8 protein-coding genes are annotated in these 13,237 nt (G+C 68.1%); 5 read left to right on the forward strand and 3 right to left on the reverse strand.

What is annotated here, in order from left to right:
- Positions 1–6 precede the first annotated feature (6 nt).
- Together F3J44_RS02195 and F3J44_RS02200 are read right to left on the reverse strand one after the other, a co-directional pair.
- The gene (locus tag F3J44_RS02195) at positions 7–2,238 is read right to left on the reverse strand and encodes an Ig-like domain-containing protein (protein WP_167270380.1); all 2,232 of its coding nucleotides are present in this window, start codon (positions 2,236–2,238) and stop codon (positions 7–9) included.
- A 32-nt stretch (positions 2,239–2,270) separates the two neighbouring features.
- Positions 2,271–3,599, reverse strand: coding sequence for a hypothetical protein (locus tag F3J44_RS02200; RefSeq protein ID WP_167270382.1), 1,329 nt, complete (start codon positions 3,597–3,599; stop codon positions 2,271–2,273).
- 461 nt (positions 3,600–4,060) lie between these two features.
- On the opposite strand from F3J44_RS02200, the gene F3J44_RS02205 reads away from it, so the two are divergent.
- The 4 genes from F3J44_RS02205 to F3J44_RS02220 are packed head-to-tail and all read left to right on the forward strand — an operon-like array spanning position 4,061 to position 9,649.
- Positions 4,061–5,974, forward strand: a complete 1,914-nt coding sequence (locus F3J44_RS02205) for a sigma-54-dependent Fis family transcriptional regulator (protein ID WP_167270384.1) — start codon at positions 4,061–4,063, stop codon at positions 5,972–5,974.
- Between the two features lies 1 nt (position 5,975).
- Positions 5,976–7,709 carry an ABC transporter ATP-binding protein gene (locus F3J44_RS02210; protein ID WP_167270386.1) on the forward strand — a complete coding sequence of 578 codons (1,734 nt, stop codon included), beginning with the start codon at positions 5,976–5,978 and terminating at the stop codon, positions 7,707–7,709.
- Entirely contained in the window at positions 7,699–8,370 is a 672-nt protein-coding gene (locus tag F3J44_RS02215; protein WP_167270388.1) for a S8 family serine peptidase, read from the forward strand. The genes F3J44_RS02210 and F3J44_RS02215 overlap by 11 nt, the downstream gene beginning before the upstream one ends.
- Positions 8,363–9,649 carry an NAD(P)/FAD-dependent oxidoreductase gene (locus tag F3J44_RS02220; RefSeq protein ID WP_167270390.1) on the forward strand — a complete coding sequence of 429 codons (1,287 nt, stop codon included), beginning with the start codon at positions 8,363–8,365 and terminating at the stop codon, positions 9,647–9,649. Before F3J44_RS02215 ends, F3J44_RS02220 begins: the two co-directional genes overlap by 8 nt.
- Before the next feature lie 112 nt (positions 9,650–9,761).
- On the opposite strand, the gene F3J44_RS02225 is transcribed toward F3J44_RS02220, so the two are convergent.
- Positions 9,762–11,255: an aldehyde dehydrogenase gene (locus tag F3J44_RS02225; protein WP_167270392.1), complete on the reverse strand. Its 1,494-nt coding sequence runs from the start codon at positions 11,253–11,255 to the stop codon at positions 9,762–9,764.
- A gap of 393 nt (positions 11,256–11,648) precedes the next feature.
- Between F3J44_RS02225 and peaA the strand changes: the two genes are divergently transcribed.
- Complete coding sequence (gene peaA / locus F3J44_RS02230; RefSeq protein ID WP_167270394.1) at positions 11,649–13,214, forward strand: quinohemoprotein amine dehydrogenase subunit alpha; 1,566 nt, start codon at positions 11,649–11,651, stop codon at positions 13,212–13,214.
- Positions 13,215–13,237 lie beyond the last annotated feature (23 nt).

Here is a 13,237-nt window from a genome sequence, read left to right on the forward strand (position 1 = left end):
CCGGGCCTACTGCACGGTTACGTTGACGGTGCGGGTGCTGCCTTGGCTGCTGGTCACCGTGGCCGTCGGGCTGGCCGTCGGTATCACCGTGGTGCTGTTGCTGACCGTCAGCCGCCAGCGGCCGGTCACCGGTACCGTGGTGGTGCCGAGGGTCTGCACGCCCGTGGTGGTGGTGACTTGCACGGTGATGGTGTTGCCGGTGGTCACCGACGAGGTGCCGCTGATGTCCCAGTTGTAACGGTTGTTGGAACGGGCCCGTACCGTGGCGGCGGTGACCGCGAAGGTTTCGGCTGCCGGGCGTGGCTGGACGTTGACCGTGACCGTGGCGGGGGTCGACACCGCGCCGAGCGAGTCGCGCGCCTGGTAGGTGAAGGTGGTGGTGAACGCCGTGGTCACGCTGGTGGGCGGGGTGTAGGTGACGGTACTGCCGTCGGTGCTCACCGTGCCGCGCCCGGCCGCCGGTTGGGTGATGGCCGCCACGGCCAGCGGCACGTTGCCTTCTGGGTCGGTGTCGTTGGCCAGCACGTTGATGGTCAATGGCACGCCCAGGGTGGTCACGGTTTCGGGGTTGGCGGTCGGTGGTCGGTTGGGTGCGACATTGATGGTGACGTTGGCCGGGGCCGACTTCAGGCCCTTGGCGTCAATCGCCCGGTAGGTGAAGGTGGCCACCAGCGGCTGGGTGGCCCCGGCCGGTGGGGTGTAGGTGACCGCGGTGGTGCCGTTGAGCACCACGCCGCCAAGGCCTGTACCCGGCTGGGTGAGGTCGGTGATGGTCAGCGGTAGGTTGCCGTCCGGGTCGCTGTCGTTTTGCAGCAGGTTCAGGGTCAGCGGCACGCCGACGCTGGTGCTGCCGACATCGGCCTGGGCCACGGGTGGCTGGTTGGCGGCCTCGACCGGCGCGCTGCCGACCACCACCACCGGTTCCACATCGCTGCCGCCGTGGGCGGACTTGACCGTGATGCTGGCCGGTGGCTGGGTCAGGTCGTTGATTACCAGGCTTTGCAGGGTGCCGGCCTTGGACAGGCGGCCGTAGCCCTGGGCGAGCAGGTCGGGAATCACCACCTCGTCGCTGGAGCGGGCCTCGATGGTCAGGCGTTTGGTTGCCCATTCATAGCGCGCGGTGCTGACCTTGACCACGTCGGACAGCTTGCTCGACAGGGCGGTGGGCCGGGTGTTGGCGGCGCTGCTGCTGGCGGTGACCACCACCACGGGGGGCGGCGCGGCCTGGCTCAGCTGCTGGCTGAAGAACAACCCGTTGTTGTCGGCTAGCAGGCTGAACTGGCAGGGCGAAGGCGGCGAGCCGACCAGCGCCAGGCCGTTGCGCAGGCACAGCGTGGCAGTGTTCGGCGCCTTGGCGAATACCTCTACGCGGGTACCGCTGCCGTTGCGTGAATAGGTGGCCCGCTCCAGGGTAACCGGGGTTTGCGCGCGTTGGTCGAGCACTTTGCCAGAGACGGTGAACAGGTTGGTTTCGATGCGCCCGGGCGGGCCGTCGATACGGATGAAGTTGGTATTGAATGGGCTGCCCACCACCGCTTCGGTGCGGTTCGGGTCGCCGACGAAGGTTTCGCTGGCGCCGGTGTCGGGGTTGACCTCCACATAGGGTGCGCCGACCCCGCGCAGGAACGGCCCGAGGGCACCGTTGAGAGCGCCGGTGAAGTTGCCCGGAGCGCCGATGCCGATGTCGCGGGTGATGTTGATCGCCCGCCGCCCGGGGGTGGTGACGTTGACCGTCTCCACGCCATAGGGGTGGGTGATGGTGTAGGTGCCGGGGCGCGGCACCGATACGCGGATACGGATGCGGGCGAAGCTCTGCTGGTCGCCGTCCACCGGGTTTTCCGAGGCAAAGGCCGCTTCCAGCCCGGCGACGTAGGCATCCAGCTCGTAGCCACTGTTGCCCACGGCGGGAATGGTGGCTTCGGCCAGGAACCAGAACATCTCCGGTGGCCAGTTGTCGGGGAACACCAGCGGCAGGGTGTCATCGAAGATGCCCGGCTCCGGCAGCAGTGTGCACATGTAGGCAGGGGCACCCGGTGCACCGGCCACCCGCGAGCTGACGGCGTGGGAGCCGCACAGCTCCAGCGACAGGCCGTCGCTGTCCTTGTACCACATGGGGAACCCCCCGGTGGCGAAGGTGTAGGGGCCTGGGTCGACATCCGACAGGGCGGCCCAGGCCGCACTGCTCAGGGTGAGGGAGAAACCGGCGGCGAACAGCGCACGGCGCGGCCAAGTGTTCATGCTGCCTCCTTGAAGGCTGAGCCTTTGTCTGTTCATGGCACCAGCACCACGTCTTCGCTGTCGCTGCCGCCATTGGCGCTGGTGACTTGCACCGTGGCCGGCGGAATGGGCGAGAGGGTGGTGCTCAGGGTTTTCAGTGCGCCGTTGCCGCTGAGGTTGCCGATCACCGCGCCGTTGCCGGTGCGGGCAGTCAGCGTGGGCGGGCTGGTTTCGTCACTGCTGCTGGCCACCAGGGTGAGGGTGCCGTTGGCCAGGCTGTACTCGGCCTTGGTGATGGTCACCAGGTCGACCAGAGGCAGGCTGGCGGTGGTGACGCTGCTGCTGGGGATGGCCACGCTGTTGTCGGCGCTGAGCAGCAGGCTGGTGGGCAGCGCCGGGTTGAGCGCCGACTGGGTGTACCAGGTGCCGGTGCCATTGGCTTCGGTGAGGGGCAGGTTGGGCGTTTGGCTGGTCAGGGTAACGGTGGCCGGGCGTGGCGGGGCGAGCACGAACACATCCTGCTGGGCGCGCAGGTCGCCGTTTTCGGTATGCCGTGAATAGGTGCTGCGCAGCGGCACCAGCGGGGTAGGCCGGACCACGTCGGAAAGCTTGCCGGAAACCGAGAACACCTCGGTGCGCAGGTCGATGCCGTTGGGGCCTTCGATGCGCACGAAGTTGGTGTTGAACGGGCTGCCGGTGACGCGCTCGTCCAGGTTGGGGTCGCCGATGAAGCGTTCGCTGCCCTCGGTGTAGGGGCCGTTGACGCTGCGCAGGAACGGCCCGACATCGCCCTTGAGGGCACCGCTGAAATCACCGGCACCGGCGATGCCGATGTCGCGGGTCATGTTGATGGCCCGGCGCCCGGCGGCGGGCACATCGAACACTTCCACGCCGTAGGGGTGGGTGATGACGTAGGTGCCGGCGGCCGGTACGTCGACACGAATGCGCACCCGGGCGAAGCTGACTTGGTCGCCATCCACCGGTTCATCGGCGCTGAAGGCGGCTTCGATGGCGCTGCCGTAGCTCAGGTTGATGCCGCGTGTGGCGTCGGCGATGGCGGCATCGGCGGTGAACCAGAAGGCCTCATCGGGGAAGTTGCCGGGGAAGGTGACCGGCTGGGTGTCGTCGAACACGCCGGGGGTGGGCAGCAGCGTGCACATGTAGGACGGTGTGCCAGGCACGCCGGGCACCCGCGAGCTGACCGCCTTGCTCAGGCACAGGTCGAGGGTGCGGCCATGGCTGTCCTGGTACCAGGCCGGGAATTTGCCGTTGTTGCTGGTGTAGGGGCCGGTGTCGACCGCGTACAGCGCAGCGTGGGCTGGGAGCTGGAGCAAACCGGCGAGCATCGCCAGCGCCAGCGGGTTGGGTTTCGGTCGGTGCATGAGTCGATTCCTCCTGCAAACGGGCCCATGGCTTGGGGCGTCTGGGAGGAGATCGGCAACAGCCGTGCCAAGTGCTCGGGTTGTGGCTGGAGGGCTTGTGGGGCAAGGGGTTTAGTGTTTGGGCCGAGGGTTTTTCGGGATTGGGGGTTGGGCGCGGTTCCCCAGGTTTGGGGGTGATGGGGTAGGTCGTTAGACATGTGGCGCCTGGGCGATCGAGCGCCGCCCATGCGGCGCATCGCGACCTACGGTCGCTCCTACGTCTGGGCCAGCATCACCAGGAATAATTGGCCCGAAACAAACGTAGGAGCGAGCGCAGCTCGCGAAGCGCCGCGCGGGCGGCGCTCGATCGCCCAGGCGCCCCCCCCAAGCCGAACACCTCGACGCCCAAACTTTTCTCCCGCACACTGCAAAAAAACAAGGCACAAGGCCCCCGCATGACCGGGCCACTGCTGGAGCGACCCATGGCGCGACAATTACCCATAACAACCGCCCAAGACCCGCTGCACGAATCCCGCCAGGCCCGCTTGCGCCTGGCCAGCGATGGCGAGCTGCCGCTGGGCATGCTGCGCGATGAAATCGACGCCTCCTGGCGCCGCAGCCTGGGCCACGGCCTGGACTGCCTGCAGGGCGAACAGGTTGGCCTGGGCCTGGAGCAGGGCCACGACCTGCGTACCTTGCTCGAACGCAACCGCCTGTTGCTGGACGCCGTCACCCCCGAACTGGACTACCTGGTTTCGCGCCAGGGCAAGGCCGGCATCGTCATCCTCGGCGACGCCCAGGCCAACGTGCTGGCCATCGAAGGCCAAACCCACGTGCTGCGCCGCGAAGGCCTGCGCGACCTGCACCCAGGCAGCTGCTGGAGCGAATCGCTGCGCGGCACCAACGCCATCGGCACCGCCGTGGTCGAAGGCCGCCCCACGCTGATCAACTGCGGCGAGCACTACCTCGACCGGCTCAGCCCCTTTTCCTGCACCTCGGTACCGCTGCGCGACCCCTGCGGCGAGGTGATCGGCGTGCTCGACATCACCCGCGAAGGCGTCATGGCCCAGCCCCAGGACAGCCTGTCGACCTTGATGCTGGCCGCCGGCAACATCGAAAGCCGGCTGTTCGGCCTGTGCCACCCGGCCCAGCTGGTGCTGGCCTTCCACAGCCGCCCGCAATACCTCAACAGTGCCTGGCATGGCCTGCTGGCGCTGAGCCTGGACGGTGAAGTGCTGGCCGCCAACGACAATGCCTGCCAGCTGCTGCAGGTGCCGCGCCAGGGCCTGATTGGCCGGCGCAGCAGCGACCTGCTTGGCGAACGCTCGCCCGCCTTTATCGCGCGCCTGTGGCAGGGCGGGGTAAGCAGCGTGCAAACCGCCAAGGGCGAGTTCTTCTTCCGCGCCCTGCAGCTGCCACGGCACAGCCCGGTCAGCGCCCAGCCGGCGCCGGCCAAGCCCGCCCAGGCCAAGGCGGCGCCGGAACTGGACGCTATGGCCGGTGGCGATACGCGCCTGGCGCGCAACCTGCGCATGGCCCGCCAGGGCCTGGGCAACGGCTTGCCGGTGTTGCTGCTGGGCGAAACCGGCACTGGCAAGGAGGTGGCTGCCCGCGCCTTGCACCAGGCCAGCCCACGGGCCGACAAGCCCTTTGTCGCGGTCAACTGCGCGGCCATCCCCGAAGGGCTGATCGAGTCGGAGCTGTTCGGTTACCGCGAAGGTGCCTTCACGGGCTCGCGCCGCGGCGGCATGGTTGGGCGGCTGATGCAGGCCCACGGCGGCACGCTGTTTCTCGATGAAATTGGCGACATGCCGCTGGCCTTGCAAGCGCGCCTGTTGCGCGTGCTGCAGGAGCGCCGGGTGGCACCGCTGGGCGCTGGTGAGGAGCAGGACATCGACGTGGCGCTGATCTGCGCCACCCACCGCGACCTCAAGCGCCTGGTGCAGGAACAGCGCTTTCGCGAAGACCTCTACTACCGGGTCAACGGCGTGTCGCTGCGCCTGCCTGCGCTGCGCGAGCGCGACGACCTGGCAAGCATCATCGAAGGCCTGCTGGACAAGGCCGGGGCCAAGGGCGTGCGCCTCGACCCGGCGCTGGCCGGTTTGCTCGAAGGCTTCGATTGGCCGGGCAATATCCGTCAGCTGGACATGGTGCTGCGCACGGCCCTGGCCATGCGCGAGGACGGCGAGCCGGTACTGGGCCTGGACCACCTGACCGATTGCCTGCTCGATGAACTGGCCAGTGGCGGCGCGCCTTCCGGCAGCCTGCGGGACAACGAACTGGAGCTGATGCGCGGCGCGCTGGCGCGGCACCAGGGCAATGTGTCGGCGGCTGCACAGGCGCTGTGCATCAGCCGGGCGACGCTGTACCGCAAGCTCAAGCAGTTGCGCAACTAACATGGGCGGCCTGTTCGCCCGGCTGGTGGAGTCCGGCAACCCCGTGCTCATGCGCCAGGCTCTGGCCTGGCTGTATGGTTTCGTGCGCCCCCAGCGGCGCGCCATCGGCGTGCTGCTGGGCCTGTCCCTGGGCGCCTCGCTGCTGGCCCTGGCACAACCCTGGCTGGTCAAGACACTGATCGACGAGGGCTTGCTGGCCAAGAACTACCGGACCCTCTGGCACATGGCCGCGATCATGATCGGCGCCGGCCTGCTCGGCACCGTGCTGGCCGGAGTCAACCGCTACCTGCACACGCGCCTGTCCGGGTGCATTCTGTTCGCCCTGCGCGACGACCTGTACCGGCACTTGCAGCAGCTCTCGCCGACCTTCTACGGGCGCCGGCGCACGGGGGACATCCTTTCGCGGCTGGACGGCGATGTGGCCGAGATCCAGCGCTTTGCCGTGGATTCGCTGTTCTCGGCCGTGTCGGCGGTGATCGGCCTGGTGGGGGCGGTGGCCTTGATGCTGATGCTGTCGTGGCAACTGTCACTGCTGCTGGCGTTGCTGGTGCCGGTGGAAGTGCTGTGGCTGCGCTGGATGCGGCGCAAGGTGGAGCGCGAGGTGCGCAGCCTGCGCGAGCGCTCGGCGGATGTGTCGTCGTTCCTGGTCGAGACGCTGCCGGCAATGAAGTTCATCCAGGCCGCTGGCCAGCAGGGCCGCGAGGCCGGGCGCCTGGACCAGCTCGGCCAGGGCTACATGCGCCAGTTGCTCAAGGTGCAGGTCACCGAATTCTTCACCCAGGCCATTCCCGGCACGCTGACATCCTGGTGCCGCGCCTGCGCGTTTCTGGTCGGCGGTTGGTGGGTGATCCAGGGCACCTGGCAACTCGGCGCGCTGATCGCCTTTTCCACCTACATGGGCATGGCCGTCGGCCCGGTACAGAGCCTGCTCGGGCTGTACGTGGCGGTGCAGCGCATGGCAGTGAGCCTGGGCCGGGTGATGGAACTCAAGCAGGAGCCGGTGGCAGTGCGTGAAGCGCAGGCGCCAAGGCCGATGCCCCAGGGGCCAGGCGAGCTGCGCCTGCAGGGCGTGCATTTTGCCCACGACGGGCGCCAGGGCGCGGTGCTGGCGGGGGTGGATGCCTGTATCGCCGGTGGGCTCAAGGTGGCCATCAGTGGGGCATCCGGGGTGGGCAAGTCGACCCTGATCGACCTGCTGCAACGCTTCTACGACCCCGACGCCGGGCGCATCCTGCTGGACGGCGCCGACCTGCGCGACCTGGGCCTGGCGGCCTTGCGCCAGCGCATTGCCGTGGTCAGCCAGGACATCGTGCTGTTTCGCGGCACCCTGGCGCAGAACCTGGCCTACGGTGCGCCCCATGCCAGCCGCGCCGACCTGGAACAAGTGGTGCGCCTGGCGCAGCTGGACAGCCTGGTGCAGAGCCTGCCGCTGGGCCTGGACGGTGTGCTCGGCGAGCGTGGCCAGCAGCTTTCCGGTGGCCAGCGGCAACGTATCGCCATCGCCCGGGCGGTGCTCCAGGCACCGGCCATTCTGGTGCTGGACGAAGCGACATCGGCGGTGGACGAAGCCACCGAGCGTGAAGTGATCGCCGCCATCGACGTGCTGTTTGCCGGGCGCACGCGCATCCTTATCAGCCATCGCGCCTCGACCCTGGCCGATGCCGACCTGCACTTGCACCTGCAAGGCGGGCAACTGCGGGCGCTGCCCCTGGAGGCCGCCAAGCATGACGGGTGAGGTGCGGGTGGGGGTGATCGACAGTGGCTGCCCGGCTGGGCAGGCACTGGTGGCCGGGCGGCGGTTCTGGCTGCAGGACGGCAGGCTTTGCGAAGGCCAACTGCAGCCGGACCCGCTGGGCCACGGCAGCGCGGTGGTGGCCAGCCTGCAACGGGAAGCGGCCGGGGTGCCGCTGTTGCTGGCCCAAGTGTTCAGCGACCAGTCCAGCACCAGCGCCCTGCAGGTGGCGGCGGGGTTGTTCTGGCTGGCGGAGCAGGGCGTGGCCTTGGTCAACCTCAGCCTGGGCCTGCAGCAAGACCGGCCTGTGTTGCGCCAGGCCTGTGCCGAAGTGCAGGCCGCCGGTGTCGTGCTCTGCGCCTCAAGCCCGGCCCAAGGCACTGCGGTGTACCCCGCGCGCTACCCGGGTGTGATCCGAATCACCGGCGATGCGCGCTGCGCACCGGGGCAGTGGTCTTGGTTGGGCAGTGCCCAGGCCGATTTCGGTGGCTATGTGGGCGCGCGTGGGCAGGCGGGTGCAAGCTTGGGCTGCGCGGCGGTGGCCGGGCGAATCGCCGCACTGATGCAGGCGCAGCCGGGGCTCGACCGCCAGCAGGTGTGTGCCTGGCTCAAGGCCCACGCCGCCTTCAGCGGCCCGGAGCGGCGGAGCATGCACGATGGCTGAACCGCGCATTCTGGTGCTGGGCGCAGGCCCCGCCGGCGCCGCCACGGCCATTGGCCTGCGGCGCTTGGGCTACCCGGTGACGGTGGTGTCTGACTGGCGGCGTTTCGCTGCCGTGGAAGGTATTTCCCAGCGGGTGCTGGAGGGGCTGCGCCATGCTGGGCTGGCGGGTGCCCTGGCCGAAGCGGCGGTGCCCGCCACCCGTCAGGTGCGCTGGAACGGCCAGCACATGCAGTTGAACCAGGAGTGTTTGCTGGACCGCCAGCGTTTCGACCTGGCCCTTCGCGACGACCTGCTGCGCGCAGGCGTGAGCGTGCTGCAAGGGCGGGTGCGTGAGGTGCTGCCGGGTTACGAAGTGCGGCTTGAGGACGGGCAGCGGTTGCACGGCGAATTTCTGGTCGAAGCCCGTGGCCGCCAGGCGCCGCTGGCCGGCGACCGTTTGCGCGGGCCGGAAACGGTCAGCCTGTTGAACCTGTGGCAGGGCGAGCCAGGGGCACCGGCCTCGGCGGTGCAAAGCCTGGAGGACGGCTGGGCGTGGATGGCGCGGCTGGCAGATGGGCGTTGCTACTGGCAGGTTACCCTCGATGCCCAGGGCTTACCGGGCAAGGCGGCGCTGCCTGATTACTGCGCCGCCCGGCGACGGGCTTCGGCGCTGGTGGCCGAGCTGTTCGGTAGGCGCGCCGCTGAACCGGCGCAGGTGCATGCCCGCAGCAGCACGGCGATTTTGGCGGGCGAGTGCGTGGGCGATGACTGGCTGCGGGTCGGGGATGCGGCAATGGCGGTTGACCCATTGTCGGGGAATGGGATTTTCCAGTCGCTGTCATCGGCGCTGCAGGCGCCGGTGGTGATCAATACCTTGCTGCGCCGGCCTGGGCATGCGGCCTTGGCCAAGCAGTTCCATCAGCAGCGGATCGAGCAGTTGTTCCTGCGCTTTGCCCGCATCGGGCGGGATTTCTATGGGCAGGAACTTGAGCGCGCGGGGCAGCCATTCTGGGCGCGCCGTCGGGCGTGGCCGGATGCGCAGCCGCTGCATCTGGCGGCGGACTGGGCGCAGGTGCAGGTGGCGCGGCGGCCGGTGTTGCGCGATGGTTGGGTGGATGAGGCCGAAGTGGTGGTGACGGCGGATCAGCCGTTGGGGGTGTGGCATGTGCAGGGGGTGGCGTTGGCGCCGGTGGTCAGCGAGTTGAAGGCGGGGCGGGGGGAAGGGCATGCCCTGCGAGGGTTGACGCAGGGGCAGCGGGGGATGGTGATGCGTTGGTTGGGTGAGCAGGGGTATCGTTGAGATCGCAGGGCCGTTTCACGGCCCATCGCGACCTGCGGTCGCTCCTACCCAGGCCCGAGTTCATCCTGGTAGGAGCGACCGCAGGTCGCGATAGGGCCGGCCCAGGCCAACCTCAGAGCTTGATCAACACCGATTTAAGCTCGGTGTAATGCTCGATCGCCGCCGCCCCCATTTCACGGCCAACCCCCGACATCTTGTACCCCCCGAACGGCAACGCCGGGTCCAGCGCGCTGTGGCAGTTGACCCACACCGAGCCCGACTTGATGCGTGGAATCATCCGGTGCACCGCTGCCAGGTCGTTGGACCAGATGCTTGCCCCCAGCCCGTAGGGGTTGTCGTTGGCCATGCCGATCACCTCGTCCAGGTCATCGAATGGCATGGCCACCAGCACCGGCCCGAAAATCTCTTCCTGCACCAGGCGGTGGCGCTGGTCGACATCGACGATCACCGTCGGCTTGACGAAATAGCCCGGCCCGAACCCTTCGCCGCCGCAGGCGATGGTCGCGCCCAGCTCACGGCCCAGGTTGATATAGCCGGTGACCCGGTCCTGCTGCTTGGCCGAGATCAGCGGGCCCATTTGCACCGCCGGGTCCAGGCCGCTGCCCAGCTTCATGCCGTTGGCGATGCCGGCGATGTCGGCCACCACGTTGTCGAAGTGCTTGCGGTGCACGTACAGGCGCGAGCCTGCGCAGCACACCTGGCCTTGGTTGAAGAAGATCGCGGTGGCGGCGCCGGCAGCGGCTTCCTGCAGGTTGGCATCGGGCATGACGATGGTGGGCGACTTGCCGCCCAGCTCCAGGGTGACGCGGGTCATGTTGTCCATGGCCGCCTTGCCGATCAGCTTGCCCACCTCGGTGGAGCCGGTGAAGGTCAGCTTGTCGACCCCCGGGTGACGGCTCAGCGCGGCGCCGGCGTTGAGCCCGGTGCCGGTGATGACGTTGAATACCCCAGCCGGGTAGCCGGCTTCGTCCACCAGTTCGGCCAGTTTCAGCGCGGTAAGCGGGGTTTCGTCGGCGGGCTTGAGCACCACGGTGCAGCCGGTGGCCAGCGCCGGGCCGAGTTTCCAGCAGGCCAGCAGCAGTGGGAAGTTCCAGGCAACGATGGCGCCCACCACACCCACCGCCTCGCGGCGCACGAAGCCGTGGAACTGGTCGTTGGGCATCAGCGGCATCGAGGCTTCCACCGTGCTGCCTTCGATCTTGGTGGCCCAGCCGGCCATGTAGCGCAGGAAATCGATGGCCAGCTGCACGTCCATCACCTGGGCCACGGCAGCGCTCTTGCCGTTGTTCAGGCATTCCAGCTCTGCCAGTTGCTGCGCGTCGCGCTCCATCAGGTCGGCCAGGCGCCACAGCAGGTTTTGCCGCTCACGCGGGCGCAGGCGGCTCCAGGGGGAATCGTCGAAGGCCTGGCGGGCAGCCTGCACGGCGCGGTCGACATCGGCCTGCTCGGCGGCCGGCACTTCACCGAGGATGGCGCCGGTGGCCGGGTTGCGGAACGCCAGGGTGCGGCCACTGGCGGCGTCCAGCCAGTCGGCGCCAATGCGCATTTTCAGCTTGCGGTCGAGGAAGGCGCGGGTGGCGGGCAGGATGGGCAGGTCGGAAAGCATGGGGCTGTGCCTCTTGTCATTGGATGTGGCGGGCACTGGCGCAATGCCCGTGCCAACCGTTGCCGGTAGCTGCAAGGCATTGAATGGGCTGGGGTTTGCTGTGTTGCAAGGTTGCCATTGCATGGGTGCGCTGTTGCACATTGAGACGGTGTGAGACGGTGGTGACACAGTGGCTTTGCGGGCCCTGTCTCAGGATGAAACACCCTGTCGCGAAATGGCACGTTCCCGCTACCCAGGCAAGTGCTCATCACAACCCACTGAAACGGCTAATGGCCTGAAATACAACGCTTTTGTCCCACCTGGCACAGTTTCTGTATCGCAACTGTCACCTGCACACCGGCTGTACCCAAGCGTGCAAACAATCATAAGAACAACAACCGTGGAGGTCTGACCTTGAAGACGACTCGACTCCGGCGGCATGCGGGCAAACTGGCGCTGGTCGCCGCCGCGCTGCTGGGCACCCAGGCCATGGCGGCCGAGCAGGGCCCGAGCCTGTTGCAAAACAAGTGCATGGGGTGCCATCTCCCCGAAGGCAACGATACCTACAGCCGTATCAGCCACCAGCGCAAAACCCCGGAAGGCTGGCTGATGAGCATCGCCCGCATGCAGGTCATGCATGGCCTTTCGATCAGCGACGACGACCGCCGCACCCTGGTCAAGTACCTGGCCGACCAGCAGGGCCTGGCGCCCAGCGAAACCGATGGCGTGCGCTACGCCATGGAACGCCGGTTGAACACCGTCGAGCATTTCGACACCCAGCTCAGCGAAACCTGCGGCCGCTGCCACTCCGGTGCCCGCGTCGCCCTGCAACGCCGCCCGGCCCAGGAATGGGAACACCTGGTCAACTTCCACCTCGGCCAGTGGCCGTCGCTGGAGTACCAGGCCCAGGCGCGCGACCGCGACTGGCTGGACATCGCCCTCAAGCAAGTGGTGCCGGAACTGGCCAGGCGCTTCCCACTGGACAGCCCAGCCTGGGCCGAGTGGCAGAAAGCCAAGCCCAAGGCCGATAGCCTGCCGGGGCAGTGGGCATTCAGCGGCCACATGCTGGCCAAGGGCGATGTGCGCGGGGTCATGAGTGTTACCGCCGCCGAAGGGGATACCTTCACGGTCGAGGTCAAAGGCAGCTATGCCGACGGCACGCCGTTCAACGGCACGGGCTCGGCCATCCTCTACAACGGTTATGAATGGCGCGGCAACGTCAAGGTTGGCGACAGCAACCTGCGCCAGGTGTTCGCCGCACTGGATGGCGAAATGAAAGGCCGCATGTTCGAAGCCGACCACGATGAGCGCGGCCTGGACTTCATCGCGGCCAAACAAGGCAGCGCGCGGCTGCTGGCGGTGCAACCGGGCTTTATCAAGGCCGGCGCTGAGAGCGAGATCACCCTGGTGGGCACCGACCTGTCCGGCACCCCGCAACTGGGTGCCGGGGTGCAGGTGACCGAGGTGCTGGAGCAAACCCCAACCCTGGTGCGGGTCAAGGCACGGGCTGCGGCCGATGCCACGCCAGGCCAGCGCGAGGTCACGGTCGGTACGCTCAAGGGCGCGACCCTCGCGGTGTACGACAAGGTCGAGCAGGTGAAGGTGGTGCCGGCGTTTTCCATCGCCCGCATCGGCGAGAACGGTGCCTCGGTGCCGAAGGTGCAGGGCCGCTTCGAGGCCGAGGCCTGGGGCAAGGACGCCAGCGGCCAGCCGCTGCGCATCGGCTACCTGCCGGCCAGCTGGAAGGTCGAGCCGTTCAACGAGCGCGCGGTGGAGGATGAAGACCTCAAGTTCGCCGGGCAGATGCAGGCCGACGGCGTGTTCGTGCCCGGTGGGGCCGGCCCGAACCCGGCGCGCAAGATGATGACCAACAACGCCGGCAACCTGAAGGTGGTCGCTACCCTGGCCGACGGCGGCCAAAGCGGCGAGGGCCACATGATCGTCACCGTCCAGCGCTGGAACAACCCGCCGCTGCCTTGACCGGCAGTGGGCAACGGTTTTCC

Origin of the sequence: Pantoea sp. Tr-811 (genome assembly GCF_011752535.1) — a bacterium.
Lineage (GTDB): Bacteria > Pseudomonadota > Gammaproteobacteria > Pseudomonadales > Pseudomonadaceae > Aquipseudomonas.